The organism is Corynebacterium sp., from assembly GCF_022712195.1.
GTDB lineage: Bacteria > Actinomycetota > Actinomycetes > Mycobacteriales > Mycobacteriaceae > Corynebacterium.
Genome location: NZ_JALAGY010000081.1, coordinates 25547 through 51673, shown reverse-complemented (window position 1 = coordinate 51673; position 26127 = coordinate 25547). Strand labels below are relative to the sequence as shown.

Genomic DNA, 26127 nt, shown 5'->3' with positions numbered 1-26127 from the left:
CCAGGGGTGCGGTGAGGTGGTGCTCCCGGACGGTGTGGCCGTGGCGGCGGGTCGATGTGGTCCGCAGGTCGGGCGAGGCGCTGGAGTTCATGCCGTCCAGTCATACCGGAGATGCCCCGGAACAGTTCCAGGCAGGTGTACGCGTCCGGCCCGGAGGCGTGCACCGGGCCGGGACAACTCCCCGGACGACTCCCCGGGACAACTCCCCGGCACGGGGTCGGGAGGCCGCGTGCGGTCACCGGTGTGCCGGGGCGACCGGCTGGCGCAGCAGTGTCCGGAGCTTCGCCGGTGCGGTGCGGCGCGGGTCGCTGAAGTAGATCTCGTGGTGGGTCCCGGCCAGGCGCAGTCCGTGGGAGGGGAGGAACTCCCGGTGCATCCGTTCCAGGACCCCGGCCTCGTCGTCGAAGGAACCGGTGTGGAGGGTCTGCACGCACAGGCCCTCGGAGAGCTCCTCCAGGCGCACGTCGGCCAGCCGGTCCGGTGCCTTCGTCGTCGCGACCCGGTGCACGGCCGCGTCGAACAGGTCGCGTCCGACCCACTCCGGGACCATGACCATCATCGTCCAGTGCCACCGTGACTTGTCGCGGGCGGTGGTGAACGCGGCCATGTCCTCCGCCCACCACAGTCCCTCCAGCGGCGGGACGACGTAGTCGCGGCCCAGGACGCGCCGGCTGGCGAACTTCATCGCGTAGGCCACCGGGTAGAGCGATGCCAGGGCCGAGGCGTAGGCGGGTGAGGTGTTCGGGTCGCCGTGCCCGTCGACCATGAGGTAGCGGAACGTCGGCACCTCGACGACGCGGAACGCGCCGCGTGGGGCGCGGAAGGTGTCGAGCGTCTTCTTGAGGTCGACTTTGGGGGCGCCGTCGGGGACCTTGTTGGTGTCCTTGCCGGGGTCCAGGGTTGCCAAGGAATCGGGCCTCTCGCTGACGTGGTGACGGCTAGACTGCCGGTGGAGGGCAGAGACCATGCCTGTACCGCGTAAGGATACCCGTGGACACGAAAGGCGCCTGGACGCTGATCCACGCCGAACGCCGGCGGAGACCCTCGCGAACTTCCGTGCCGTCACCGGGAACACGGTGGCGCCCAGCAAGGACCACGCCGCGTGGCTGGGTGAGGTGATCGTCCACGGTCAGGACATCGCACGGCCGCTGGGGATCGACCTCGTGCCCGACCCCGCCGCCGTCCTCGAGGTCGCACGGTTCTTCGCCGCCCGGAACTTCACGGTGAACAACCTGCGTCGGTGGCGACGGAGCCGCTGAACTCCGGAGCAGGGTCGGTCACGCCAGGTCGTAGTCCACGACCACCGGGGAGTGGTCGGAGAGCCGCACGCCGTGGTGGTCCCGGTCGACGGTGGCGCACACCGCGGCACGTGCCAGACGGGGAGTGGCGAGGTGGTAGTCCAGCCGCCAGCCGGCGTCCTTTGCGAAGGACTGGCCGAGCCACGACCACCACGAGTACGGTCCGTCGTCGTCGGGGTGCAGGTGCCGGACGACGTCGACGAGCGTGCGGGGGGACAGTTGCCTGCCGAACCAGTCACGTTCCTCCGGCAGGAAGCCGTCGTTGTTCTGGTTGCGGCGCCACGCCGCGAGGTCCTGACGGGTGTGCGCGATGTTGAGGTCCCCCATGAGCAGGAACTCCCTCCCCGCCGCCGTGGCTGCGCGCCGGGTGCGGGTGAGGTAGCGGGAGAAGCCTGCCATGAACGCCATCTTGCGCCTGTAGCGGGCGCCCCCGTCGGGGGCCTCGCGCATCCGTCCCGGCCGCTGGAGCTCGGCGGGAAGACCGCCTTTGGGGAGGTAGAGGCTGGCGACGGTGACGGGGAGGTCGGCGAGGTCGACCTCGAGGTAGCGTCCCTGGTCGGCGAACGCCCGGAGTTCGCGGGCGGGTGCCACGTGGTCGGGTGCGGGGACCGGACGGAGGTCGTCGGGGCCGGCCCCCGGTTCGCCGAGCAGGGCGGTGCCGCCCCAGCTGCGCACCGCGTCGGGTTCCCGCCGGGTGAGCACGGCGACCCCGTTCCGCCCCGGGACGTCCCCGGTCTCCAGTGCGACGTGGTAGTCGCCGAAGGCGCCGGCCGGGACCTTGTCGGCCTGCGCCCGCACCTCCTGCAGCGCCACGACGTCGCAGTCACGGGTGGACAGCCAGTCGGCGAACCCCCGGCGGTGGGTGGCGCGGATCCCGTTGACGTTGGCGGTGGCGATGCGGAGCATGCACTGAGGCTACATTCCGGGGCCCTGGCACGGGTCGGGCGTCGTCGACGCACCCTTGTATAGCTGTTGACTTATATAACTCGCACCTGTATTAATGGGGTGGTGCACGCATTCGACATCCTCGGCGACCCGGTCCGCCGGCGCATCCTCGAACTACTGGCGGACGGCGAACTGACCTCCGGGTCGGTGACCGCCACCGTCCGGGAGGAGTTCGGCATCTCCCAGCCGGCGGTCTCCCAGCATCTCCGGGTGCTTCGGGAGAGCGGTTTCGCGACGGTGCGGCCCCAGGGGACCAGGCGGCTCTACGCCGTCGACCCCGGCGCCTTCCGCGACATCGACGCCTGGCTCGACCGCTTCCGTGGACTGTGGGATCAGCACCTGGACGCCCTGTCCACCGAGCTCGCCCGCGGCAGGCGTGAACGCCGCCGCGCCCAGGGGCCGGACAACCCCGGCACCACCCGTGCCGACCGAGAGGACACCGATCAACAATGACCATCGACATCCCGACCCACATCGCCGCCATCGCACGCGCCGTCTCGCGGCTCCCGGAGGACGGTGCGACCGGTGAACGCATCGGCGTCTCGCTGCGCCGTACCTACGACGCCCCGCCCGAGGACGTCTGGGACGCCCTCACCGACCCCGACCGGATCGCACGCTGGTTCATGCCGGTCACCGGAGACCTGCGCGTCGGCGGCACCTTCGAGGCCGAGGGCAACGCCGCCGGGGAGATCCTGGCCTGCGACCCGCCGCAACTGCTGCGGGTGAGCTGGGGCGGGCCGACCAGCATCGTCGAACTGCGTCTCGTCGCTGACGGTGGGCGTACACAGCTCGAGCTCGCGCACAACGTCCCCGTCGAGATCGCGCAGAACGGGGCGGGTGCGCTGTGGGTCGGCCCGGGCTGGGACGGGGCCCTGATGGGGCTCGCCCTGTATCTCGGCGGCGAGCCGATCGGCGACCCGGCGGAGATGGCGGCGTCCCGGGAGGTCCAGGAGTTCTCCGGGGCGTCGGTCCGGGAGTGGGCCGCCGCCGTGGAGGCGTCCGGCACGGCGACCGGGGAGGAACTCGCACAGGCGACCGAGATCTCCCTGGCGCAGTTCGCCCCCGACGTCAGCGGACGGTGACCTGCCGGGGCCACCGGCTCAGAGCGGGTAGCCCTGCACGGGGCCGGCGGTGTTCGGCTCCCACCCCAGCGCCGGGGCCACGTGTTCGGCGAAGGCGGAGAGGATCCGCAGGTTGGCGTCCACGCCCAGTTGGCTGGGGATCGTCAGCATCAGCGTGTCGGCTTCCGTCACCGCGGCGTCCTTCTGCAGCTGCTCGATGAGCCGGTCCGGTTCGTCGGCGTAGGTCCTGCCGAAGGTGGCGGTGCCGTCGTCGATGTAGCCGACCCCGCCGTCGTCGCCGGACCCGAACATGCGGCGGTCGGTCTCCGAGAGGATCGGGAAGATCGACCGGGACACCGAGGTCCGCGGGGTCCACGGGTGCCCGGCATCCTTCCACGCCTGCCGGAACAGCCGCAGCTGGTCGGCCTGGAGGTCGGAGAACTCGTCCCCGTTGGCCTCGGTCAGCAGCGTCGAGCTCATCAGGTTCACGCCTTTCTGTGCAGCCCAGACGGCGGTGTCCCGCGAGCCGGCGCCCCACCAGACGTGCCTACGCAGAGACGGTGACGTGGGCATCACCGGCACCTGTGCATTCGGCTGGTACATCCGCGGGTACTGCTGGTCGAGGGGGAGTGCGGTGGCGATCCCTTCGCCGTCGACGGCGGACATGAAGCGGTCGAACTTCTGACGTGCCATCTCCGCGCCCTTGGGGTCGTCGGCCTCCGGGTGGTAGCCGAACTCGGCGTAGCCGCGGTCCACCGGCTCGGGCGATCCGCGGGAGACGCCGAGGGCGACCCTGCCGTCGGCGAGCAGGTCGAGCTGGGCCGCCTCCTCGGCCAGGTGGAGGGGGTTCTCGTAGCGCATGCCTGGGTTGTAGCACTTGTTGTCAGCGTCGGCGCGCTCTACAGCACAACGTTGACGGCAATCCTGGCTGGTTTTCGATGAAGGCGGCTCTTCCTGCGCTGAGCGTCGGTGCGATGATCGCGCAACCCGGCGGTGCTCCACCCTCATAGAGGCGCATCGAGTACTTCGCGCAGCTGATCGACGGTGGGCGAACCAGCCAGCCCGGCAGGAGTGCGGAACACTCGACAGGCGAGCCCCACCGGCGTGTGCTCGTCGGCGAAGGGGTCGGAGCCGTCAATGAGGACGGTCGGGGACCCGTGGAACCCGAGGCGGGCGGCGTCCTCGGCAGTCTCGACTCGCTGATGCACGACGCGGACGTCCGATCGGCCGTCGAGGGCCTCGGTGAGCCGCCGGTCGAGCACCTCCCAGTTCGGGCACCCGTCGAAGTACTGCAACGTGATCTCCACGATCCACTCCTCTCAGGCTCTGTCCGCGCGGACCGCGGCCGGTGACGCCGTCTCAGGCGACGCAGCCGCCGCTTGGCTCTTGCGGGCACGCGCGGCGCGCAGCCCGTTGGCGATGACGACGACCTCGGCGACTTCGTGGACGAGGACGACTGCGGCCAGGCCGAGCACGCCGGTGATGGCCAGCGGCAGCAGCACGGTGATGATCGCCAGGGACAGCACGATGTTCTGGTTCATGATCGCCCGGCCTCGGCGGGCGTGCCGCAGAGCCTGCGGGATCAGGCCGAGGTCGTGACCGGTGAAGGCGACGTCGGCGGACTCGATCGCGGCGTCGGATCCGGTCGCGCCCATCGCGATGCCCACGGTCGCACCGGCCAGGGCGGGGGCGTCGTTGATGCCGTCGCCGATCATCGCCGTCGGCGAGGCCTTAGAGAGCTGGGCGACGATGCGGGCCTTGTCCTCGGGCCGCAGCTCGGCGTGCACGTCGCCGATCCCAGCGAGCTGCGCGAGCGCGTGCGCGGTGCGGGCGTTGTCGCCGGTGAGCATGCTCACCTCGACGCCCTGGGCCCGCAGCGTGCGCACGACCTCGGGGACCTCGGGGCGCAGCTCGTCGCGGACGCCGATCGCCCCGGCCAGTTCGCCGTCGACGGCCACGAGCACGCAAGTCTGGCCCTCGGCCTCCAGGTCCTCGACCCGGGCCTTGAGCGGCCCCGCGTCGATCCAGCGGGGGCTGCCCACCGTCACCCGGCGGCCGTCCACCATGCCGCCAATGCCGTGCCCGGCCTCCTCCGTCACGTCCTGCGCGGCGGGCGCTCCTTGGCCCGCGGCGGCGATGGCGGCGGCGAGCGGGTGCGTCGAGTGCTGCTCCACGGCCGCTGCCCAGGCGAGCACCTGGGCGTCGTCGAACCCGTCGGCGGCGACGACGGCGGTGACCTCGGGCCGGTTGCGGGTCAGGGTGCCGGTCTTGTCGACGGCGAGGTGGCGGATGCCGCCGAGGCGCTCGAAGGCGGCACCGCTCTTGATGACGACGCCGAACTTCGTCGCCGCGCCGATCGCGGAGACCACGGTGACGGGCACCGCGATCGCCAGCGCGCACGGGCTGGCGGCGACGAGGACGACCAGGGCGCGGGTGATCCAGGTCTCGGGGTCGCCGAGCAGCGAGCCGAGCACGCCGACAAGGACGGCGAGGACCATCACGCCGGGCACCAGCGGGCGGGCGATCCGGTCGGCGATGCGGGCCCGGTCGCCCTTCTCGGCCTGGGCCTGCTCGACCAGCTCCACAATGGTGGTCAGCGAGTTGTCGGTGCCCGCCGCGGTCGCCTCGACCTCCAGGACTCCGGCGGTGTTGATCGCGCCCGCCGACACTGCATCATCGGGCGCGACCTCGACCGGGATCGACTCGCCGGTGATCGCCGACGTGTCCAGACTGGAGCGGCCAACGCGGACCAGGCCGTCGGTCGCGACCCGCTCGCCCGGGCGGACCAGCAGCACGTCGCCGACGGCGATCTCCTTCGCCGGGATCTCGACCGAGGCACCGTCGCGCAGCACGGTGGCGGTCTCCGGCACGAGCTTGAGTAGCGCGCGCAGGCCGCCGCGGGCGCGGTCCATCGCCTTGTCTTCCAGGGCCTCGGCGATCGAGTACAGGAACGCCAGCGCGGCGGCCTCTTCGACGTAGCCGAGGATGACCGCGCCGACGGCGCTGATCGTCATCAGCAGCGCGATCCCCAGCTTCCGCTTGACGAACAGGTTCCGCAGCGCGCCGGGCGCGAACGTGTACGCGCCCAGCAGCAGGCCCGCCCAGAACGCGACCAGCGCCGCGACGTGCAGCCCCAACCACTCCAGCAACAGGCCGATGCCGAACGCGACGCCGGAGAGGATCGGCACCACCAGGCCCGGGTCGCGCCACCACGGGCGCTCGGCCTCCTCCTCCACCTCCTCGGCGGCGCTGGCGGCCGGCTCGTCGCAGCCGCAGGCCGCGCTCACGAAGCGTCCTCCGAGCCTGTCGCGGCGCAGCAACCGGGCACCGAGCAGTGCGGGTCGATGCACGGCGCGCTCTCGTCCACCGCCAGCGTCACGTCCACCAGCGCCGTCAGCGCCGCGGCCAGGTGTGGGTCGGCGATCTCGTAGCGGGTCTGGCGGCCCTCGGGCTCGGCGACCACGATCCCGCAGTCGCGCAGGCAGGTTAGGTGGTTCGACACGTTCGACCGCGTCAGCCCCAACTCGCGCGAGAGCACGGCGGGGTGGCTCGGGCCGTCGAGCAGGGACATCAGTATCTTGGAGCGCGTCGGGTCCGCCATGGCCCGGCCCAGCCGGTTCATGACGTCGAGGCGCGAAGCAATAGTCAGCATGCACTGAACTATACAGTGTGTGCTGACCTATCGTCCAGTTGCAGGGCTGCCGCACGCGCTCCGCGCGCTTGCCCTCGGGAATCACGGTCACCTCTTGCGCCAGCTCGGCCACGTCGGCATCCCGCGACCCTTCCACGTCTCCACGAGACCGGCGGCCCACCGGACGGACGCGAAGAGCCCGTAGCCGGACCCGGCAAGGCCAGCGCCGACCGCGAGCCACCGCCCGATGCCGAGCCACACGCTCCCGTCCACGTCCAGCGCCCACTGAGCGCCGGTGATGAGCCCGGCGATACCCATCCAAAGCCCGGCGACGACCACGACCACCGGCAGGAGGGCGAGGCACATCGCCGCGGCCGCCGACCAGAGCTGACGCGCTTCCAGCTTCGCCGTCGCCGCGATGATCCGCTCGGCCCGTTCGTTCGACGCATCGAGGTTCGCGGTCATCGTGGTCGAAGCCTCCCCGGCGACCTGCTCGACGGCCTTCTCGACCCGTTCCTCGGTGCGCTTCTCGATCCGCTGCACCGCGCCGCCGACCTGGCTCAAGAGCTTCTGGTTCGCCGCGGCCTGCGCCTTGAGCCCCTCAATCGCCGAGGCCGTAGCCGCGCGATTCTTCTGCGCCTCCGCGACCAAGCTCCGCGACGCGGCGTTCAAGCTCTCGCCGTTGAGACTCTGCGCGAACTCGCCGAGCGTGCTCGCGATCTCGTTCTGCCTGCTCTCGATACTCGCGATCCTCGCGGACACGTCGCTGGAGGGCGAGGAGGTCGACGCCGGGGCCGTGATCCGCTCCAGCCGCCTCGTCGTCTCCTCGTCCATGACCTTCACGAACCCCGCGAGCTTCTTCTGCTGCTCGGCCAGCGTGGCGATCCTCGTATTCTGCGCCTCGACGGCGGCGAGGATCGAGGTCAACAGCTCCATCGTCTCCGGACTGCCGAGCGGCGGCGGCGACTGCACGGGCCCGTTCTGCTGCTTCAGCCTGTCGAGTGCTGCGCTCATGTTCCTGCTCCTTCTGCTGCTGGTGGTAGTCGAAGAACGCCTGCGCGCCCTCCGGGGTGAAGTCCGCCGAGAGTGCGCTCGCGCGCTTGCGGCGCTCGGCGCGCCCGGACTCGCCGCGGCGGTCCTCGATGTAGAGCGTCCAGGTCTCCTGCCCGGCGCGCTTGCCCTTCTTGCTGACGGGGCTGTGCAGCCGCATCCGCGGCACCCTCTCCCCGTCATCGCCGAGCTGCTGGTTCTGCTCGTCGATCACCGCTTCGAGACCGGCCTTGTCCACCGCGCGGGGATCGGTCAGGGCAGCGCTCATCCGGTCGCCCATCTCGCGATCGAGCGATCCCTCGGCGAAGTCCTCGCGGCGCAGCTCCCAGTCCTTCGGCGCGTGCTCCAGACGCTTCACGACCGAGAGGCCGTGATCGCGCATCAGCTCGTCGTTCGCCGACTGCACGCCTTTCTGATTCCCGGCCTTGCGGTCGTGGAACGTGCGGTAGTCCGAGAGCGCCTTTCCCGTGCGGTTGTTGTGATTGAGGACCAAAATATGGTTGTGCGGCTTCTTTCCCCGCCCATCCACATGACTGACGATGAGGCAGTCGGAATCCGGGTGCATCTTCTTCGCGAGCTGGTAGCCCAGATCGTTCACCCGCTGCACGTGTTCGGGGTTCTTCGGGTCGAACTCCTCGTCGCTGAACGACTGGCGGTAGTGCAGCGCCTCGACCTCGCGCGTCGTGTTCTGCGTGAGCGCCCGAGCGCGCGCCGAGAACGCGCCGGGGCCTCCCGGCACGTCGCACGTGATCGCGACGCCCCGCTCGTCCTCCTTGCCACGGATGTAGCGCTCGGTGTCGGCGGCGCTGGCGCTCGGACTGTAATGCGTCGTGCTCATGAGGCCGCCCGATCCCCGAGCAGCGCGCGGACCTCGCGCAGCAGCTCGATCAGCTCGGGCACCTCCGCCGACAGCGCCACCGGCTCACCCGCGCGAGCACGGCGGTCCAGGTCGTTGACGTTGATCGCGAGCGGGCGCACCTGGGCGGCCAGCTCCCGAGCATCAGCAGACGCCTGCACGCGCTCCTCGACCCCGAGCAGGTGCGCGGCCACGGCGGCGTCCAGCTCCTCGCTCCGAGAGGCATGGAGCGCATCGCGCACGACGGTCCGCACCCACGTGCTCGGAGCCAGCCCGAGCCGCTTCGCACGAGTGCGAAGCGCCATGAGCGTCTCCTCTCCGAAGTCGGTATCGAGCTTCGCGCGGCCCCCACGACGCTTCGCGCCGCCGTGACTCTGCCGCACAGCCTCCGCATCAGTCCGACCGGTGTTCACCTGGGAGTCGGTCTGCTGCTCCACCTGTACGCCAGAGTGGCAAGCAGTAGCCGTGTCGGACATTTCGCTGGCGCTCATGTCCTCCCCGGCTGCTTGCGAGGGGCCTCCGGCCCCCTCGACCCCCTGGAAGAGCGCATCGCGTTCGGTGCTCATGCGGCACCTCCGATCAGCGCCAGCGGCACGTCAGGGCTCCGCACCGCGAGCCCGCCCAGCAGCTCAGCAACCGCGCCCTCCGCGTCATGTTCCGCCGAGGTCTCCGGACCGTAGGTCAGTTCCCGCGACCCGACGTTCTGGTGATACGCGTTGCCGTACATGCCGGGCGTGTGTGCGGCGGTCGGGATGCTGCACTGGTGCCACTCGTAGGGCTCGATCTTCCCGATGTGCTGCACGAGGTAACGATTGATGTCGTCGGCACGATAGACCTTCACGACCGAGGCCAAGCGGCGGATGAACTGGTCCAGCGCCTCGTCCACGTTGCCCTTCTGGCGGGCGTAGTAGAAGAACTCGACAGGCTCGATCGTCGCCGTGATGACGATGAGCCGCGGGGCCACCTCGCCCTTGTTCTTGTACCGAGCCTTCGCAGGCGAGGCGTTGTACGGATCAAGCAGCAGCAGCCAGTCGTTCGCATCCATCGCCGAGGCCCGCAGATCGTCCAGCAGCAGCACCTCCTCGCCTCGCCAGTCATCAAGCGGGTTCCCCGTCGCAGCCCGGTAGACCTGCCACCGTTCGCCGTGCGCGTTCGCCGCGTTGATCGCCTCGGTGATGAAGTCCGTGGCGAACCGGGTCTTACCGATCCCGGCATCCCCATGGACGAACACCACGTGCGTCGAGAACTCACCGGCGCGGAGCTTCGCCGCTGCCCGGTATGCGCGACGCTGGCCGTAGGCCGACAGCGCGTCGTCGATCTCCCGCTGATGCCGCGAGTAGATGTCGAACAGCTCGTCCGTGAGCATGATCTGATCCCGCGTGATCTCACCCTGGAGCACGCGCTCCCGCATGTCCTCGAAGTTCTCGGCGACGACCTTCTTCTTCACGTGGGCGCGGCCCTTCAGCCACGTCTCCCGGCGCTGGGCGTCGATCCCGAGATACTCAGGCCCGCGCACCGTGGCAACCTCCGAAGGCGCGTACTGGTGCTTGTCCGCGTACTTCACGTGCGTCAGATACGACAGCATGTTGTCGAAGGCGTACCGCCCGCGGCCAGGCTTCTCGACGTACTGAGGCTCGACACCGATGCCGAACGCGAGCCGATCCAGCGGCGCACTCTTCGCACGGCTGGCGAACTTGATCACGGCGTGCAGGTGCTCGGGCTTCAGTTCGACCACCAGGGCCTTCTCCGTGTCGCTCCAGACCTCGCGCTCGTCCTTGTCGTGCACGATGCCGTAGGCCTCGACGACCTCGCAGCCGGTGGCCTCGAGCCGCTGCACCACGTAGGCGAGGATCGCCTCGGCACCCTGCTGGAGCAGCGCGGCCCCGTTCGGGTCCTCGGCAGCCCAGGCCCAGTACGACGGATCGAGGTATTGCGTGAGCCCGATGCTCGTCGGGTTGTTCTCCTGCTTAGCCACGGCGACCACCCCCGCCGCGGGCGGCGCGGAGGGTCTCAGAGGGAGTGCGGCGCCTAAATGACCCCCTATTGACCCCCAAATGAGACCCAAAATGATCCCACGAGGCCACGCGACGGAGCGAGGGCGGAACCGGCTGCTGACCAGGCACGTTGTTGCATGGCGCGGCAATCGACAAGCCCTTGCCGCGCCCGTAGGAACGAATGAGGGTCTCGTAACTCTTGGAGTGCGAAGCACGGCTACGGGCAGTCATCACGACGACGGGCAGCCCGCCTTCGGCGGGTGCCAGGCCAGGCCCTCCGGGCGGGGTCAGGTCGGTGGGAGCGGTGCTGAGGTTGCGTGCGTCGGCGTACATCAGCGACCACCACCCATCACAGAGGCAACGGCGGCGCGCTGGCGCGGGGTCAGCGGAGTGAGTGCCAGGCGCTCACCGGCTCGGCGGCCAGCGGCACGGGCGGCGGCGATGACGGGATCGTGGCCGTCTGCCTGCGGCGAAGGAGTGGAGCCCTGATCGAGGCGAGGGTGGTCGAGCGCGGATGCGCGGGGGACGTCGATAACGACAGACATCGGAAGTCCTCAGACATGAGTATCTTCCGGTTCCCCGCCACGGTAATTGGGCTGTTTGACCGGCTACTCATCCGGGAGCAGAACCCCGCGCTTCTAAGTCGCGGCCCCGGTGGGATCTTCTTGTCTGCAACCATTCTCCCATGACTCGACTCACCAGTGCAATGACGAGTCGAGTCATGAGTCAGTCGCTTCTCGGCTCGATCCGCACGAGATCGGGGTCGAACTTCACGTGACCCGGCATTATGGGCTCGATGGTCACCGTCACCAGCTCGTCCACGAGCATCCGGCGACGGTCCATGTCCAACGCCTTCCACTTCGACTCGACGACCTCACGACGCTCCGCGGTGCCGACCGCCTCCTCCACGCCCGCCAGCAGCTTCGCCGCCACCGACACCGAGCGGTCCAGCAGCTCCGTGTCGATCTCATCGATGCGGGCCTTCACGTCGTTGATCGCCGCGGTGATCTCCAGGACCGGCTGATGGATGTCGCGCAGCAGCGGGCTCAGCTCTTTCACACGCTCGACCAGGGCGTTCCGCTCGGTCAGCAGTTCCTCGCGATCCGGCCCGTCGTCCTCCTGCGGCATCACGAGGTCGTGCACGTCCACGGACGACAGGCGCGTGAGCACCGCCTCGGTGACCATCGCATCGACGGGCTTGCGCTGGCGGGTGAGGTGGAACTGCTCGCCACAGCGGTACGTCGGCTGCTTGCGGCTATTTGTCCCCGAGACGAGCGTCGCGCCGCACTTCCCACAGAGGCCGATCGTGGACAGGAGGTACTTCGGCTGATTGCCCTGCCTCGCCGACCTCCGCACGTTGTCCTCCAGCTTCGCCACCGCGGCCCGCCACGTCTGCTCGCCGACGATGGGCGGGAACGCCTCGCCCTGCACCGGGTACAGCTCGCCGGTCTTGTAGTGGCGGATGAAGCCAGCGTAGAGCGAGTTCGCCAGCAGGTACCGCACGGCATCGACGGAGAACTCGGACCCGCGCGCGGTGAGATGACCGGCGTTGTTCAGGTCCTCTCGGATGCGCCGGATCGACAGCGATGGCTCGCCGAGGAACGCGTCGAAGGCCCGCCGGACGGCGGCGGCCTCCTCCTCGATCACTTCGCCCTCCCTCGTCCAGCCGAACGCCTTCCATGTGGACGCGGGGATGCCCTCGGCACGTCGGCGCTCGTTCGACCTGATCTGCCGCTCCGCCTTCCGCCGTGCCTCGAACCGGGCGAGTGCTGCGAGCATCGTCGCCCGAAACTCTCCATCTGCTGTCGAGAGATCGATCTCGCCGTCCACTGTGACGACGCGCAGGCCGAGGTCGATCAGCGTGTTGAGGTCCTTCGTGCTCCGCAGCAGTCGGTCCATGTCCACGGCGACGACCATCGAGAACCGACCTGCTCGGGCGTCGTCCAGCATCTCGGCCCAGCGGGTACCAGCTCGACGCTTCTTCGTCGCCGACACCGCGTTGTCCTCGTAGACCTCGACCACGGTCCAGTCCTTGGCCTCGGCCAGTGCCCTGATCTTCCTCAGTTGCGTATCGACCGTCCAGCGGTCGCCCTTGCGGTCCATGGAGGCGCGGACGTAGGCCGCCACCTCGTTCGTCTTCCTCAGCGCTACCAGTTCGACCATGCAACCAAGCTTACGTGGACGAGTGTTGTAACCACGATATGCGCTAACGCAGGTCGATCACCCCGGTTCCGACCTCGATGTGCCTGGTCCTGGCAGCGGCGGCGGCGAGGATCGGCATGGGTGCGGCGTGCTGCGGGGCGAAGTGGTGCACGCGCCAGTAGGCGCCGTTCACGCCGATCTCGTCGGCGCCGACGGCGATCTCCACCGCGTTCCTGATGTTCTCCTTCGCGCCGGGCATGGTGCGGCCCGGGGTGGAGCGTCCGGATGCTCCGAGGTCGTAGTGGCCGAAACTGAGGAAGCCGAAGCCCTTCATGGTGTCTCCTGGCGGACAGTAGTAGTTGACATGTCAACTATATGGCAGTTCCGGTCACTCCACAAGGCGTTCCGCGGCGACCCGGCCGGCAAGGCGCCCCGCACGGTTCGCCCCCACCGTCGAGGCCGTCGACCCGTACCCGGCGAGGAGCACGCGACGGTCGCGCACCACCTCCACCTCGTTGACCACGGTGATCCCGCCACCGGGTTCGCGCAGGTGCAGCGGCGACAGGTGGTTCAACGCCGGCCGGAAGCCGGTGTTCCAGAAGATCACGTCCACCGGTTCCCGGTGCCCCGCGGGGAAGGGCCGCCAGCTGCCGGGCTGCACCAGCTCCTTCCCGTCGGCGGGGTCGGCGCCGCCGAAGGTCACCGCCGAGTCGTCGATGCGGGTGAACATGCCGCGGGAGACCAGCGTGCCCGCCGCCACCGCATCCAGGTACTCCGGCAGAGCGGGGATGCCGGTGTTGTGCACCACCGAGGCCGGCCGTCGGCCACGCTCGGTGTCCGCCCGGACCCGGCGCTCCACGTCCCGCCCCCAGGCCCCGTCGTCGTTGCTGAAGGTCCGGTCCACGAAGCCCGGCGGGCGGCGCGTCGCCCACACCGTCGACGCCGCCCCGCCGGGTTCGTTGAGCTCCAGCAGGAACTGGACGGCGCTCAGACCACCACCGGCCACCAGCACCCGCTGCCCGGCGAAGTCCTCCTTACGCGTGTAGTCCACGGTGTGCAGCTGACGGCCGGTGAACCTGTCGATGCCGGGGATGTACGGGATGTACGGGTGGGTCCAGGTGCCCGTGGCGCTGATCAGCATCCTGGTCCGCAGGCGGGTGCACGTGCCGTCCGCCACCACCGTCACCGTGAGCGGCCCCGGCGTGTCGCCGTCGCCGTCGACGCGGATGACGCGGGCGGGGCGGACGACCTGTAGGTCGAAGGTGTCCTCGTAGGAGCCGTAGTACTCCGCCACCAGCTCGGACGCCGGGACGCCCGCACCCGGCCGGGGCATCGGCATCCCCGGCAGGTCGGCGATGCCGTGGGCGCGCCCCAGGGTCAGCGAGTCCCACCGGTGCCGCCACGCGCCGCCGGGGCCGTCGTTGCCGTCGAGGACGAGCATGTCCCGGCCCGGGGTGAACCCCCGGCGGACGAGTGCGTGGGCGGCGGCGAGTCCCGCCTGACCGGCACCGACGATGACCACCGAGTACATTCAGCGCACCTGTCCTAGGACGTGGTCGTCGGAGAGGTAACTGCTGTGGGAGTCCCATTCACCCCGGAACCACAGGTAGCCGTCGGTCATGCGCTCCAGGATACGTCCGACGGCACCACCCCGTCGGTCGGCGTCGACCCCGTTGACCGAGTCCGCCCCGAACCCCGCGGCCGTCGGGTCCACCCCGTGCACGCCACCCGCGCTCCCGGCCGCCGCACCGATGAGGTCGCCGGGTGCCCGCCAGGTGTGGACCTCCGCACGCCCGTCCAGGGCGTCGACGTGCAACTGGTCGGCACGCTGGACCCCGACACCGGGACTGCCGAGCAGGTGCAGCGTGTCCGCGGCCAGAGGTGCGGACGGGTCACGGGCGGCGGCACCGACCAGGGTGGTTCCGTAGCTGTGGGCCACGACCTGGAGCTCGGTGCCCCGGGCAGACGTGTCCCGCAACGACGACTGCAACTCCCGGAGTGCCGGCGCCCCGACACCGGCGAAGGAGGGGTTCATCCCGTGGCTGACGGACCCCGGTGCGGTGTAGCCGTGCCAGGTGACCACCGCGTGCCCGGGACCGGCGATGCGTCCGGCGCCCCCGGCGGAGCCCACCAGAGCCCCGTCTGAGGACGAGCCGACCCCACTGACCAGCGTGGAGATCTTGTCGGCCGTCCGGATGTCACCGACGACGACCGTCGGCTCCCCGCCGACCAGCTCCACGGCCACCCCGACGGCGTCCGGGTCCAGCCCGCGGAGGGCGAGTTCGCGGCGGGCCGCCACCACGGCCTCGCGCAACGCCGAACCACGGGGCCCGTCCGCCGTCCCGGCAGGCAGCGTCACCGCAGCAGCGGTGGCCGCGGGGTCCGCGAGGAGTTCGGTCACAGCGGCACCGGCAACCGAGATCCCCCGGTCCCCGGCGACCAACACCGTGTCCACCACCGGGGCGTCCCGGACCGCGCACACCGCCGAGACCACCGACGCCGGCGCCTCGTCCAGTGTGGTGGCGAGTGCACGGCAGGCGTGCAGCACCAGTGACGCAGCCGCAGCCTGCACCGTCCACGGCGGCAACGCGACCGGAGGGGTCACCGTCCCGTCGGGGGAGACCACCATCCCCGTCGCCAGGGACATCGTCAGGATCGGGGCGACCTGGGCCCTGAGCCGGGCGAGCACCGCGGCATGGTTGCGCAGGACCACGCCTGCCCACCGGGCGGCCACCGACACGGCGAGCAGCCGGTTCCCGGAACTGTCGAGGCGGTGGCGCATGGCGTCCGACGCCGTGCCGCTCCACCCCGGCAGCTCCGCGTGCCCGCGTACCGCCGTCCCCGACGACTCCGTCCCGCGCGCCACCTCCGACCACTGTTCGGCGGCGTCGGCGGCCGCCTCCACCGGCGCCGCGGCGAGGTCGTGGACGTCCATCAGCGTCCACCCCGCTGTGCGTCCTGCGCCGGGGTGGACAGGGACGCCGCGGCGTCCAGTTCGGCGGACTCCACCGCCCGGGAGAAGGAACGCAGGTCCCCGCCGATGACCTCCAGGACCCGGGCCTCACCACCCACCGCGTCAGCGACCCGGCGGGCCCCCTCCGCCAGCGCCGCCACCGTACGACCACCCGGCAGGGCCGCCGCCTGAGGTACCGCCGCCGGCAGTGTCCCGGCGGTCTCCTCCACCGCGGACGCCTGCACCTCCAACCCGCGGGCGGTGTCTCTGACCTGCGACGGGTGGATACCGAACACGGTTGTCATGCTGCCTCCTGGACGATCCGGTGAACTGTGGTCCACGGAGACTACGACACCCCGACGGCACGGCGGAAGGACGGCGTCCGGACCAGCCGAACCTGTGGACAACTTCCGTCGGATTCGGCCACCGGTCCGCGCCGGCCTGTGGACAACCCGTCCCGCGCCGTCAGCCCAGGCGCCCCTCCAGTCTCTCGATGTACGCCCGGCTCGTGGCGTCCAGACCCGTGAACCTCACCGACTTCCCCCGCCGTGCGTACTGCTCACGCACCCCCTGCAGTGCCGCGACCGTGGAGGAGTCCCACACCGTGGCACCCGAGAAGTCCACCGTGACCTCGTCCGGGTCGTCCGCGTAGTCGAACTGGTACACCAGGTCGTTCGACGAGGCGAAGAACAGCTGGCCCTCCACCCGGTACCGGCCACTGCCCGGGTCGCCGACCCTCACCACCCTGGTCAGGTGCGCCACGCGCCGGGCGAACGCCACCATCGCCGTGACGACACCCAGCACCACCCCGACCGCCAGATTGTCCGTGACCACCGTGGACACCACCGTCACCAGCAGCACCACGGTCTCGGACAGCGGCATCACCCGCAGGGTACGCACACTGTTCCAGTCGAAGGTGGTGAACGCCACCACCAGCATCACCGCCACCAGCGCGGCCATCGGGATCTGTCCCACCAGGTCCGACAACGACACCGACAGGACGATAAGGAACGCCCCCGCCAGGAATGAGCTGATCCGCGTCCGGGCGCCGGCCTGCTTCACGTTCACCATCGTCTGCCCGATCATCGCGCAGCCGCCCATGCCACCGAAGAACCCGGTCACCACGTTCGCCGCACCCTGCCCCAGCGACTCCCGGGTCTTGTCCGAGTGCGTGTCGGTCAGGTCGTCGACAAGCTTCGCCGTCAACAGAGACTCCAGCAAACCGACCAGGGCCAGGGCCACCGCATACGGTGCGATGACCCCCAACGTCTCCACCGAGAACGGGACGGACGGCACACCGAACCCGGGGAAGGACGACGGCAGCTCCCCCTGGTCGCCCACCGTCGGAACATCCCAGCTGAACACCGCCACAGCCAGGGTGATCAACAGGATCGAAGCCAGCGGGGCAGGGAAGTGCGTGGTCAGCCGGGGGAACAGGACGATCACAAGCAGCCCGGCAGCGGTCAACGGGTACACCAGCCACGGCACCCCGACCAGGTGCTGCAGCTGCGCGGAGAAGATCAGCACCGCCAACGCGTCGACGAAGCCCACCATCACCGACCGCGGGATGAACCGCATCAGCCTCGCCACCCCCACGGCGCCCATGACCATCTGCAGAACACCACCGAGAATCACCGTGGCCAGCAGGTACTCCACCCCGTGGTCGCGGGCCACCGGGAAGATCACCAGGGCGATCGAGCCCGCCGCGCCGGACACCATGCCCGGGCGCCCGCCGAGTACCGCGGTCACGCACGCCATGGTGAACGCCGCGTACAGGCCCGTCATCGGGTCCAGTCCCGCCACGATCGCGAAGCTCAGCGACTCCGGGATGAGGGCGAAGGCCGTCACCAGACCACCGAGGATCTCGACGGTGAGCAGTCGGGGGCTCCTGAGTGCGTCGGAGACGCGGGCCGGGGAGCGTTCGGCGGCAGAAGAACTCACCCGACAATCGTAGGTCGGTCACGTACCCTTGGCAGCATGCGCATCGCCGTCATCCAGATGAACTCCGTGCCGGACGTCGACAAGAACCTCGAGAAGATCAGATCCTATATCGCCGGGTCCGCCGAGAACGGCGCTGACCTGGTGGTCTTCCCCGAGGCGGCGATGTTCCCCTTCGACGCGGGAAGGCTGGACGTCATCGCCCAGCCGCTCGACGGCCCCTTCGCCCGTGCCGTCGAGAAGGCGGCGAAGGACGCCGGGACGACCGCGGTGGTCGGGATGTTCACGCCCGCCGACACGGTGTACCGGCTGCCCTCCGGGGAGGCGCAGACTGAACCGGTGGAGGGGTCGGGGCAGGCGAACAAGTTCCGTCGCGTCCACAACACCCTGCTGGTCACCGGGCCGCAGGGCACCGACCACTACCACAAGATCCACACCTTCGACGCCTTCGGGTACCGCGAGTCCGACACGGTCAAGCCGGGGACCCGGCGGGTCACCTACGACATCAACGGGGTGACCATCGGCCTGGCGACCTGCTACGACATTCGTTTCCCCGGCCACTTCTACGCGCTGGCGGAGGAGGGCGCCACGGTGATGGTGGTGCCCACGGCATGGACGGACGGCCCGGGGAAGCTCGACCAGTGGCGCACCCTCACCGCCGCCCGGGCCCTCGACACCACCAGCTACGTGGTGGCGGCCGGTCAGGCGCGCCCCGGTTCACCGGACCGCTACGGGCAGAACGACGGCCCGACGGGCATCGGGCACTCGGTGATCGTCAGCCCCGGAGGCGCACGGCTGGCGGAGACCGGTTACGTCGCGCAGATCCTCATGGTCGACATCGACCCGAACCACGTGGAGAAGGTGCGCAAGGGACTGCCGGTGCTCAAGGGGCACCGGCAGGACGTGGAGATCGGCCGCACGGGCGCGTGACGGACACCGGCCCCGTCACGGCTCGGCGATGATCTGTTCCGGGTCGACACCGGCGTCGGTGAGGGTACCGACCTGGGCCCCGACCGACGCCGGGTCTTCACCGGAGACCAGGACGAAGGTGCCGTCGCGGTGGGGCGGGGCCAGCGACGGGGCCGACGGGTGGGCGAGAGCCGCCTCGGCGGCGGTGCAGTGGTCCTCGTCGGCGACGACGGGGGTGAAGGTGAGCCACGGGAACCCGCTCTCGAGCCCCCGCAGGTCGCTGAGACTGTGCAGGTCCCGGGAGCTGTCGGTGCCCCAGAACAGGTGGACCGGGGGCGGGTCGTCCATGGTGGCGACGTCCAGGACCAGAGAGCGCAGCGCCGCGAGGCCGGTGTTCAGGGCGATCATGACCACGGCGGCGGGCGTGTCGGCGCCGGTGGGGACGCCGAGGCCGCCGGTCGGGTTGGCGACGACCCAGGTCTCGCCGACCTCGGGCTCACCGGCGGACGCGGGGCAGTGGAACTCGAGGTAGCCGGCCGGGTTCGGCGGCAGCGCCGAGGCGTACTGGTGCCAGACCTCCGGTGCGGACGGGGTGAGGACCTCCAGTGCCTGCCCCGCCCAGCCGGTCTCCGGCGAGGACGCCTGGAGCCGCACCACGGTGGTCTGCGCGGTCCGGTGCAGTACCTCGAGCACCGTCGCCGACAGGCTCGCCGGGACGCCGGCCTCGTCGTCCTCGACGGCCCCCAGGGCGACGATGCGCACGGCGTCGTCGACGACCTGCAGGAGCTCCGTCAGTCCGTCCGGGATGCCCAGTTCGGCGGCACGCCGGTAGGTCAGGTCGACCCCGGGGTAGGGGACGCCGAACTCCTCGCAGAGTGCGCGGCCGGCCGCCGCGGCCGCGGCCTCGTAGTGTGTCACGGTGACCCCGTACTTGCGCAGGTCCCGCCCGAGGTCGGCGAGGTAGGCGGTGTGCTCGGCGGTGAACTCCGCCTGGTTGTCGTCGATCCCCTCCGAGGCGTACAGGACGGCCCGCCGCAGCATCGCGGGAGGCACCGGTGACGGCGGCAGGACCGTGCCGTGGGCGGTGGACGGCGAGTGCTCGGGTGTGAGCGGGGAGGCCAGTGCGGTGAGGTGGCCCCGGGCGCGTGCGGTGATGTTGTCGATGCGTCGGCGCGCGGCACGTACCGTCGACTCGAGCGAGCCCAGCTCGGCGAGGTCGGTGGCGGCGCGTCCCCTCTCGTCTGTCATGGGGACCATTGTGACACGTCCGCGGGGTCCTTCCCGGCAGGGCGGAAAAAGTGATGCACATCACACCCGGGTACCGTGGTTGAGTGGAACAGACTCAACATTGGCGGCGTTGGAATGACCGTAAGCGAAAGTTGACACGAACGCGCTAAAGTAGATTCCGGCACGCACACGCAGAACAGGAGACTGACGATGAGCGGATTCACACCCACCACCCGTACCCAGGAGGCGATGCAGGCTGCACTGCAGTCGGCGAGCGCCAACGGGAACCCGGACATCCGTCCGGCCCACCTTCTCGTGGCGATCCTCGACCAGGAGGACTCCATCGCCCGTCCCGTCCTGCAGGCGGCCGGCGTCGACGCCGACGACGTCCTGCGCGACGCCCGCGACCTCGTCGCCGGCTACCCGCAGGCCTCCGGCTCCGGCCTGGCGAACCCGAACTTCAATCGGGACGCACTCAACGCCCTCACCGCCGCCCAGGAACTCGCCGAGGAACTCGGCGACACCTACGTCTCCACGGAGGTGCTGCTCGCCGGCATCGCCAAGGGAGACTCCGAGGCGGCCAAGGCACTGCACGCCCGGGGCGGCACCTTCGACGCCGTCCGCGGCGCCTTCGAGTCCGTCCGCGGCAACCGCAAGGTCACCTCGGAGGAACCGGAGGGACAGTTCCAGGCGCTGGAGAAGTACTCCACCGACCTCACCGCACGGGCCCGGGAAGGCAAGATCGACCCGGTCATCGGACGTGACCAGGAGATCCGCCGCGTGGTCCAGGTGCTGTCCCGCCGCACGAAGAACAACCCCGTGCTCATCGGTGAACCCGGTGTCGGCAAGACCGCCATCGTCGAGGGGCTGGCCCGGCGCATCGTCGCCGGCGACGTCCCCGAGTCCCTGCGCGGCAAGAAGCTGATCAGCCTCGACCTCGGTTCCATGGTCGCCGGTGCGAAGTACCGCGGCGAGTTCGAGGAACGGCTCAAGGCCGTCCTCGACGAGATCAAGGAGGCCGAGGGCGAGATCGTCACCTTCATCGACGAGCTGCACACCATCGTCGGCGCCGGTGCCACCGGTGAATCCGCGATGGACGCGGGCAACATGATCAAGCCCCTGCTCGCCCGTGGTGAACTCCGCCTCGTCGGTGCGACGACCCTCGACGAGTACCGCAAGTACATCGAGAAGGACGCCGCCCTGGAACGCCGCTTCCAGCAGGTCTACGTCGGCGAGCCGTCGGTGGAGGACACCGTCGGTATCCTGCGCGGCCTCAAGGAACGCTACGAGGTCCACCACGGCGTCCGCATCCAGGACTCCGCGCTGGTCAGCGCCGCATCCCTGTCGGACCGCTACATCACCAGCAGGTTCCTCCCGGACAAGGCCATCGACCTTGTCGACGAGGCGGCGTCCCGGCTGCGCATGGAGATCGACTCACGCCCCGAGGAGATCGACGACTCCGAACGGATCGTCCGACGCCTCGAGATCGAGGAGATGGCGCTCAGCCAGGAGACCGACGAAGCCTCCAAGGAACGCCTCGCCAAGCTCCGCGCCGAACTCGAGGACGAGCGCGAGAAGCTCAACGGGCTCATGGCCCGCTGGGAGAACGAGCGCGGGTCCATCGACCGGCTGCGTGAACTGAAGGAGGAGCTCGACAACCTCCGCACCGAATCCGAGATCGCCGAGCGCGACGGCGACTACGCCCGTGTCGCCGAACTGCGCTACGGCCGTATCCCGGAGCTCGAGAAGCAGGTCGGCGAGGCCGAGTACGAGGCGGCCCAGGCCGAGGAACAGCGCATGCTCACCGAGGAGGTCACCCCGGACACCATCGCCGAGGTCGTCTCCGCGTGGACCGGAGTGCCCGCCGGCAAGATGCTGGAGGGCGAGACCGAGAAGCTGCTGGCCATGGAACAGGTCCTCGGCGGGCGCGTCGTCGGCCAGGACGAGGCCGTGACCGCGGTGTCCGACGCCGTACGGCGCTCCCGCGCCGGTGTCGCCGACCCGGACCGTCCGACCGGTTCCTTCCTCTTCCTCGGGCCGACCGGAGTGGGCAAGACCGAGCTGGCGAAGTCGCTGGCGGAGTTCCTCTTCGACGACGAGCACGCCATGGTGCGCATCGACATGTCCGAGTACGGCGAGAAGCACTCCGTGGCCCGGCTGGTCGGTGCACCCCCCGGATACGTCGGCTACGACGCCGGCGGCCAGCTGACCGAGGCGGTGCGGCGTCGCCCGTACACGGTGGTGCTGTTCGACGAGGTGGAGAAGGCGCACCCGGATGTCTTCGACGTGCTGCTGCAGGTCCTGGACGAGGGACGCCTGACCGACGGCCAGGGCAGGACGGTGGACTTCCGCAACACCATCCTGATCCTCACCTCGAACCTCGGCGCCGGCGGCACCGACGAGCAGGTGATGAACGCGGTGAAGGCGGCGTTCAAGCCGGAGTTCATCAACCGGCTGGACGACGTGGTCATCTTCGACTCGCTGTCGGCCGAGCAGCTGACCTCCATCGTGGAGATCCAGGTCGCGCAGCTCGCCGAACGCCTGGCGGCCCGGCGCCTGGACCTGCAGGTCACCGAGGACGCCAAGCTGTGGCTCGCCGAGCGCGGCTACGAACCGGCCTACGGTGCCCGTCCGCTGCGCCGGCTGATCCAGAAGGCGATCGGCGACGCGCTGGCGAAGAAGCTCCTGGCCGGCGAGGTCCGCGACGGTGACACCGTGAAGGTCGACGTGCCGCGGGTGGACGGGGTCGCCGACCCCACCGCCGACGCGCTGGACATCGAGCCGGTGGCGCACGAGGCGTAGTTCCTCGCGCCCCCACCGGAACACTGGGAAAGGCACCGTCCCGGACACGCATCACACCCTGATCGCGTGCCCAGGGCGGTGCCTTTCTGTGTCGGTGTCAGGGGCGGTGTCAGTGCCCCGGGTGCAGGCGCAGGGCCGTGGCGACGGCGTGCCGCACATGGTCGAGCATCTCCTCCCGGTCGCGCAGGAGTTCCTTGTTGACCCGCACCGCCTCCCACCCGAGGGTCTTGAGCTTCTGGTACAGGCGGAAGTCGGTCTCCTGCTGTTCCGCACCCGCGTGGTGCCTGCCGTCGTAGTAGAGCGCCACCTGCAGTTCACGGCAGACGAGATCCGGTGTGGTCCGCCTGCCGCGGAAGTGCCGCTCCTCCTCCCCGTCGAGCGTCCCACCGTCCTCCAACGAGATCGTGACCTGGGACGTCCAGGCGCAGTGCGCGGGGAGTTCGTCCCGGACGACGAGCCGCAGGACCGTCTCCATGGGGGACTGCGCTCCTCCGTCACTGAGCTCGAGGAGTCTCGTCAACCGGCGTCGGTCCACGATGTGCCTCGCCCCGGTCAGGAAGTCGCCGGCGGTGAGGGTCGTGCACTGGCGGAACGCGTCGATGAACTGGGCGGCGCGGACCTCCTCGTCGGGCAGCCCCGGTACCCCGGGCGTCCACCAGGTCTTCTTTCCGGCGAGGATGGTCGCCACACACTGGGCGGCGGCCGTCGGGGCGTCCACGACGTGGAGTCCGGGGAACCGGGCGTCGACGTTCACGGTCGGTTGGCCGTCCCGCAGCCTGCGGAACACGGCACCGCCCGGGGTGGTCGGGTTGCGGCGCAGCGTGCGGGACAGCAGCAGGACCGGTTCGCCGTCCGCCCAGTAGGGCAGGCCGTGTGCGGCCGCCGCGCACCAGCCGGCTCCCACGCAGTTCTGGGCCAGCAGCCAGTGGCAGCGCAGTCGAGTGAGGATGTCCCACCGGTAGGGGTCGGGGTCGCACCCGCTCCACCCGTCGGGGCCGAGGCGGTGCCCGTCCATCCCCGCTGCTGTCGGAGCCGGCGGCAGCAGGACGCCCCGGACCGGCGCGTCCCACCTGTCGGCAGTGCGTCGGGGCACGCCGGACGAGAGTGCCTCCCTGCGTAGTCTCGGTGTCCGCGACGGGTAGACGCGCCGGGTGAACAGCGGCCCCCTTCCCGGTCTGATGCGCCCGTGCCGGACGGCCGTGTTCCAGTGGTGTCCCCCGAACTGTGTCCCCATGGGTCCGATCTAACACCACCGGGGCAGGAGGGCCGCCGGGTTGTCCACAGCCCCCGGGAATGGCCACCATCCTGGGCACACGATCCGGGCCGTTCGCGTACCCGGGCCGGTGGTGATTTCCGACGGGCAGGGGCGGGGCAGGGGCTTTGCGGTGCGGATGAGAGCGGATGACATCTGTCACCCGGAACCGGTGACATCCGCGCCGGAAGCGGTGACAAACCCCTCTACCCGCCCCGGTGCGGACCCGGGAAGATCGGTGTCATGACCACGACAACCAAGTCACCAGCCATCAGCGTCAACGACCTGACACGTACCTACCAGGCGAAGAAGAAGGGCGACTCCTACACCGCCGTGAAGGGCGTCTCCTTCGACGTACACCACGGCGAGGTCTACGGCCTGCTCGGTACCAACGGAGCAGGCAAGACCTCCACCCTCGAGATCGTCGAGGGGCTCGCCGCCCCGACGGCCGGCACCGTCCGCGTCCTGGACAGGGACCCTGTCGCCGACCGTGCGCTGATCCGTCCCGAACTCGGCATCATGCTGCAGTCCGGCGGGTTGCCCAAGGAGCTCACCGTCGCTGAGACGATGCGCATGTGGGCCGGTACCTGTTCGACCCCGCTGCCCGTCGACGGGGTTCTCGACGAGGTGGACCTCGCGCACCGCACCGACGTCCGCGTCGGTTCCCTGTCCGGTGGTGAGCAGCGGCGGCTCGACCTCGCCTGCGCCCTTCTCAACGACCCCAGCATCATCATCCTCGACGAGCCGACCACGGGTCTCGACCCGGAGTCACGCAGCCGGACGTGGGAGTTGCTGTCCTCGTTGAAGGACCGTGGGGTGACCATGATCCTCACCACCCACTACCTGGAGGAGGCGGAGCGGCTCGCCGACCGGGTCGCCATCATGAACCGGGGTGTCATCGCCGTGGAGGGACGGCTGGACGACCTCGCCGCCACCGAGGGTGCGGAGATCAGCTTCACCCTCCCTGAACCCGGACTGTCCGACGGCGGCACGCAGGACGTCTTCCCGGCGTTCCCGGGGGCGCAGGTCACCAGGGACGGTGACCGTCTGCGGATCGAGACCTCCCGGCTGCAGGAGGACACCCACCGCCTGCTCGACTGGGCCGCCGCCAACAACGTCTCCCTGGGCCACTTCTCCGCCCGCCCTGCCAGCCTCGAACGTGTCTTCAGCAAGATCGCCGGCACCGACTCCTCCGTCTGAAAGGACCAGCCATGAGTACCGCAACCGCTTCATCCTCCGACGTCACCGCCACCCGTTCGGGCGGTTCGCCCGTCCGACGGTTCGCCGCCCTGGCCCGCGCCGAGACCCTGCAGTTCCTCCGGAACAAGACCCTTCTGGTCAACGCGATCGTGGTGCCCATCGGTGCCGCCACGGCGATGTTCTTCATCATCTCCGGCGACGACGAGGCCTCGCGCATCGACGCCAGTGCGATGGCGATGGAGTTCTTCCTCGTCTTCGCGCTGATGTTCGTGCAGTTCTACACCGTGTTGTCCATGGTCACGACGCGCCGTGACGAGGGCGTGCTCAAACGTCTGCGTACCGGCGAGGCCCGCGACGTGGAGATCCTCAGTGCCTCGTCGTTCCCCGGGGCGGTGCTGACCGTGCTGTTCACCGTGGTGATGTCGGTGCTGCTCATGGTCTTCGGTGCCCCGGGCCCGGTGAACGTGGTGCCGATCATCGTCGCCGTCCTGCTCGGGCTGGTCGTTGTCAGTGGGCTCGCACTGGTCACGAGTGGTTTCACGAAGAACCCCGAGGCCGCCCAGATCACCTCGTTGCCGGTGATGCTGCTGTTGTTCGCGTCGATGGGGAACTTCCGCCAGATCTTCCCGGAGGCGGTCGACGACGTGGTCGCCCGGACGCCGTTCGCGTTGATCTTCGACCTCACGCAGTACGGGTGGGCCGGCAACACGATGACCGACCGTATGGCCGAGGGCGGTGCGGCCCCGCTGGCCTCCGGCGAGGTGTTCGGCGAGACGTGGCAGATGATGCTGATTCTCGTTGCCTGGGCGGCGGTCTGTGTGTGGGCGGGTGCGCGCTACGTCCGTTGGGACGTCCGGCACTGATGATCA

The 26127-nt window shown here is 70.0% G+C and carries 25 protein-coding genes and 1 pseudogene; 7 read left to right on the top strand and 19 right to left on the bottom strand.

Features of this window, described 5'->3' with window-relative positions:
* Positions 1-235: 235 nt before the first annotated feature.
* Positions 236-907, bottom strand: coding sequence for a GyrI-like domain-containing protein (locus tag Q0A34_RS10755; RefSeq protein ID WP_291479989.1), 672 nt, complete (start codon positions 905-907; stop codon positions 236-238).
* A 58-nt stretch (positions 908-965) separates the two neighbouring features.
* Between Q0A34_RS10755 and Q0A34_RS10750 the strand changes: the two genes are divergently transcribed.
* Positions 966-1259 (top strand): hypothetical protein, encoded by a 294-nt coding sequence (locus Q0A34_RS10750; protein ID WP_291479988.1) that lies wholly within the window; start codon positions 966-968, stop codon positions 1257-1259.
* Between the two features lie 18 nt (positions 1260-1277).
* On the opposite strand, the gene Q0A34_RS10745 is transcribed toward Q0A34_RS10750, so the two are convergent.
* A complete protein-coding gene (locus tag Q0A34_RS10745) occupies positions 1278-2204 on the bottom strand; it encodes an exodeoxyribonuclease III (protein ID WP_291479987.1) in 927 nt (308 codons plus the stop codon).
* 102 nt (positions 2205-2306) lie between these two features.
* On the opposite strand from Q0A34_RS10745, the gene Q0A34_RS10740 reads away from it, so the two are divergent.
* Entirely contained in the window at positions 2307-2696 is a 390-nt protein-coding gene (locus tag Q0A34_RS10740; RefSeq protein WP_291479986.1) for a metalloregulator ArsR/SmtB family transcription factor, read from the top strand.
* On the top strand, positions 2693-3325 hold the full coding sequence (locus tag Q0A34_RS10735; protein WP_291479985.1) for an SRPBCC family protein: 633 nt from the start codon (positions 2693-2695) through the stop codon (positions 3323-3325). The genes Q0A34_RS10740 and Q0A34_RS10735 overlap by 4 nt, the downstream gene beginning before the upstream one ends.
* A gap of 18 nt (positions 3326-3343) precedes the next feature.
* On the opposite strand, the gene Q0A34_RS10730 is transcribed toward Q0A34_RS10735, so the two are convergent.
* The 15 genes and pseudogenes from Q0A34_RS10730 to Q0A34_RS10665 all read right to left on the bottom strand — a co-directional run bounded on the left by Q0A34_RS10730 (position 3344) and on the right by Q0A34_RS10665 (position 17871).
* Positions 3344-4165 (bottom strand): LLM class flavin-dependent oxidoreductase, encoded by an 822-nt coding sequence (locus Q0A34_RS10730; protein ID WP_291479984.1) that lies wholly within the window; start codon positions 4163-4165, stop codon positions 3344-3346.
* 143 nt (positions 4166-4308) lie between these two features.
* Positions 4309-4611 (bottom strand): hypothetical protein, encoded by a 303-nt coding sequence (locus Q0A34_RS10725; protein WP_007321360.1) that lies wholly within the window; start codon positions 4609-4611, stop codon positions 4309-4311.
* 12 nt (positions 4612-4623) lie between these two features.
* On the bottom strand, positions 4624-6591 hold the full coding sequence (locus Q0A34_RS10720) for a cation-translocating P-type ATPase (RefSeq protein ID WP_068256101.1): 1968 nt from the start codon (positions 6589-6591) through the stop codon (positions 4624-4626).
* Positions 6588-6956 carry a metalloregulator ArsR/SmtB family transcription factor gene (locus tag Q0A34_RS10715; protein WP_007321358.1) on the bottom strand — a complete coding sequence of 123 codons (369 nt, stop codon included), beginning with the start codon at positions 6954-6956 and terminating at the stop codon, positions 6588-6590. The genes Q0A34_RS10720 and Q0A34_RS10715 overlap by 4 nt, the downstream gene beginning before the upstream one ends.
* 87 nt (positions 6957-7043) lie before the next feature.
* Entirely contained in the window at positions 7044-7586 is a 543-nt protein-coding gene (locus Q0A34_RS10710; protein WP_007321357.1) for a hypothetical protein, read from the bottom strand.
* The gene (locus tag Q0A34_RS10705) at positions 7537-8823 is read right to left on the bottom strand and encodes a relaxase/mobilization nuclease domain-containing protein (protein ID WP_138175222.1); all 1287 of its coding nucleotides are present in this window, start codon (positions 8821-8823) and stop codon (positions 7537-7539) included. Before Q0A34_RS10705 ends, Q0A34_RS10710 begins: the two co-directional genes overlap by 50 nt.
* Entirely contained in the window at positions 8820-9407 is a 588-nt protein-coding gene (locus tag Q0A34_RS10700) for a hypothetical protein (protein WP_068256103.1), read from the bottom strand. Before Q0A34_RS10700 ends, Q0A34_RS10705 begins: the two co-directional genes overlap by 4 nt.
* Positions 9404-10816, bottom strand: coding sequence for a Rep family protein (locus Q0A34_RS10695; protein ID WP_229119931.1), 1413 nt, complete (start codon positions 10814-10816; stop codon positions 9404-9406). Before Q0A34_RS10695 ends, Q0A34_RS10700 begins: the two co-directional genes overlap by 4 nt.
* Before the next feature lie 351 nt (positions 10817-11167).
* Complete coding sequence (locus Q0A34_RS13740) at positions 11168-11380, bottom strand: hypothetical protein (RefSeq protein WP_007321352.1); 213 nt, start codon at positions 11378-11380, stop codon at positions 11168-11170.
* 181 nt (positions 11381-11561) lie between these two features.
* Positions 11562-12998 (bottom strand): recombinase family protein, encoded by a 1437-nt coding sequence (locus Q0A34_RS10690; RefSeq protein WP_291479983.1) that lies wholly within the window; start codon positions 12996-12998, stop codon positions 11562-11564.
* Between the two features lie 46 nt (positions 12999-13044).
* Positions 13045-13311 (bottom strand): annotated as a pseudogene (locus Q0A34_RS10685) (LLM class flavin-dependent oxidoreductase); the annotation flags it as partial.
* A 54-nt stretch (positions 13312-13365) separates the two neighbouring features.
* Positions 13366-14508: an NAD(P)-binding domain-containing protein gene (locus tag Q0A34_RS10680; protein ID WP_291479982.1), complete on the bottom strand. Its 1143-nt coding sequence runs from the start codon at positions 14506-14508 to the stop codon at positions 13366-13368.
* Positions 14509-15912: an alpha/beta hydrolase gene (locus Q0A34_RS10675; RefSeq protein ID WP_291479981.1), complete on the bottom strand. Its 1404-nt coding sequence runs from the start codon at positions 15910-15912 to the stop codon at positions 14509-14511.
* On the bottom strand, positions 15912-16235 hold the full coding sequence (locus Q0A34_RS10670; protein ID WP_291479980.1) for a hypothetical protein: 324 nt from the start codon (positions 16233-16235) through the stop codon (positions 15912-15914). Before Q0A34_RS10670 ends, Q0A34_RS10675 begins: the two co-directional genes overlap by 1 nt.
* A gap of 160 nt (positions 16236-16395) precedes the next feature.
* Entirely contained in the window at positions 16396-17871 is a 1476-nt protein-coding gene (locus Q0A34_RS10665; protein WP_291479979.1) for a SulP family inorganic anion transporter, read from the bottom strand.
* 36 nt (positions 17872-17907) lie between these two features.
* Here Q0A34_RS10665 and Q0A34_RS10660 point away from each other — a divergent pair, with 36 nt between their 5' ends.
* Positions 17908-18798, top strand: a complete 891-nt coding sequence (locus Q0A34_RS10660) for a carbon-nitrogen hydrolase family protein (protein WP_291479978.1) — start codon at positions 17908-17910, stop codon at positions 18796-18798.
* A 15-nt stretch (positions 18799-18813) separates the two neighbouring features.
* Here the strand turns inward: Q0A34_RS10660 and Q0A34_RS10655 are convergent, their stop codons facing one another.
* The gene (locus Q0A34_RS10655) at positions 18814-20025 is read right to left on the bottom strand and encodes a hypothetical protein (protein WP_291479977.1); all 1212 of its coding nucleotides are present in this window, start codon (positions 20023-20025) and stop codon (positions 18814-18816) included.
* A gap of 189 nt (positions 20026-20214) precedes the next feature.
* On the opposite strand from Q0A34_RS10655, the gene clpB reads away from it, so the two are divergent.
* Complete coding sequence (gene clpB, locus Q0A34_RS10650) at positions 20215-22806, top strand: ATP-dependent chaperone ClpB (protein WP_291479976.1); 2592 nt, start codon at positions 20215-20217, stop codon at positions 22804-22806.
* 109 nt (positions 22807-22915) lie between these two features.
* Here clpB and Q0A34_RS10645 read toward each other — a convergent pair whose 3' ends face one another.
* Positions 22916-23899, bottom strand: a complete 984-nt coding sequence (locus Q0A34_RS10645; protein WP_291479975.1) for a DUF559 domain-containing protein — start codon at positions 23897-23899, stop codon at positions 22916-22918.
* 402 nt (positions 23900-24301) lie between these two features.
* Here Q0A34_RS10645 and Q0A34_RS10640 point away from each other — a divergent pair, with 402 nt between their 5' ends.
* Complete coding sequence (locus Q0A34_RS10640; RefSeq protein WP_291479974.1) at positions 24302-25258, top strand: ABC transporter ATP-binding protein; 957 nt, start codon at positions 24302-24304, stop codon at positions 25256-25258.
* Between the two features lie 11 nt (positions 25259-25269).
* The gene (locus Q0A34_RS10635) at positions 25270-26121 is read left to right on the top strand and encodes an ABC transporter permease (protein WP_291479973.1); all 852 of its coding nucleotides are present in this window, start codon (positions 25270-25272) and stop codon (positions 26119-26121) included.
* Positions 26122-26127 lie beyond the last annotated feature (6 nt).

Excerpts from the sequence above, each read along its gene's own strand:
- Q0A34_RS10750 (WP_291479988.1), top strand. The coding sequence starts at position 966 with ATGCCTGTACCGCGTAAGGATACCCGTGGACACGAAAGGCGCCTGGAC.
- Q0A34_RS10745 (WP_291479987.1), bottom strand. The coding sequence starts at position 2,204 with ATGCTCCGCATCGCCACCGCCAACGTCAACGGGATCCGCGCCACCCAC.
- Q0A34_RS10735 (WP_291479985.1), top strand. The coding sequence starts at position 2,693 with ATGACCATCGACATCCCGACCCACATCGCCGCCATCGCACGCGCCGTC.
- Q0A34_RS10730 (WP_291479984.1), bottom strand. The coding sequence starts at position 4,165 with ATGCGCTACGAGAACCCCCTCCACCTGGCCGAGGAGGCGGCCCAGCTC.
- Q0A34_RS10715 (WP_007321358.1), bottom strand. The coding sequence starts at position 6,956 with ATGCTGACTATTGCTTCGCGCCTCGACGTCATGAACCGGCTGGGCCGG.
- Q0A34_RS10705 (WP_138175222.1), bottom strand. The coding sequence starts at position 8,823 with ATGAGCACGACGCATTACAGTCCGAGCGCCAGCGCCGCCGACACCGAG.
- Q0A34_RS10700 (WP_068256103.1), bottom strand. The coding sequence starts at position 9,407 with ATGAGCACCGAACGCGATGCGCTCTTCCAGGGGGTCGAGGGGGCCGGA.
- Q0A34_RS13740 (WP_007321352.1), bottom strand. The coding sequence starts at position 11,380 with ATGTCTGTCGTTATCGACGTCCCCCGCGCATCCGCGCTCGACCACCCT.
- Q0A34_RS10690 (WP_291479983.1), bottom strand. The coding sequence starts at position 12,998 with ATGGTCGAACTGGTAGCGCTGAGGAAGACGAACGAGGTGGCGGCCTAC.
- Q0A34_RS10680 (WP_291479982.1), bottom strand. The coding sequence starts at position 14,508 with ATGTACTCGGTGGTCATCGTCGGTGCCGGTCAGGCGGGACTCGCCGCC.
- Q0A34_RS10675 (WP_291479981.1), bottom strand. The coding sequence starts at position 15,912 with ATGGACGTCCACGACCTCGCCGCGGCGCCGGTGGAGGCGGCCGCCGAC.
- Q0A34_RS10670 (WP_291479980.1), bottom strand. The coding sequence starts at position 16,235 with ATGACAACCGTGTTCGGTATCCACCCGTCGCAGGTCAGAGACACCGCC.
- Q0A34_RS10660 (WP_291479978.1), top strand. The coding sequence starts at position 17,908 with ATGCGCATCGCCGTCATCCAGATGAACTCCGTGCCGGACGTCGACAAG.
- Q0A34_RS10655 (WP_291479977.1), bottom strand. The coding sequence starts at position 20,025 with ATGACAGACGAGAGGGGACGCGCCGCCACCGACCTCGCCGAGCTGGGC.
- clpB (WP_291479976.1), top strand. The coding sequence starts at position 20,215 with ATGAGCGGATTCACACCCACCACCCGTACCCAGGAGGCGATGCAGGCT.
- Q0A34_RS10640 (WP_291479974.1), top strand. The coding sequence starts at position 24,302 with ATGACCACGACAACCAAGTCACCAGCCATCAGCGTCAACGACCTGACA.
- Q0A34_RS10635 (WP_291479973.1), top strand. The coding sequence starts at position 25,270 with ATGAGTACCGCAACCGCTTCATCCTCCGACGTCACCGCCACCCGTTCG.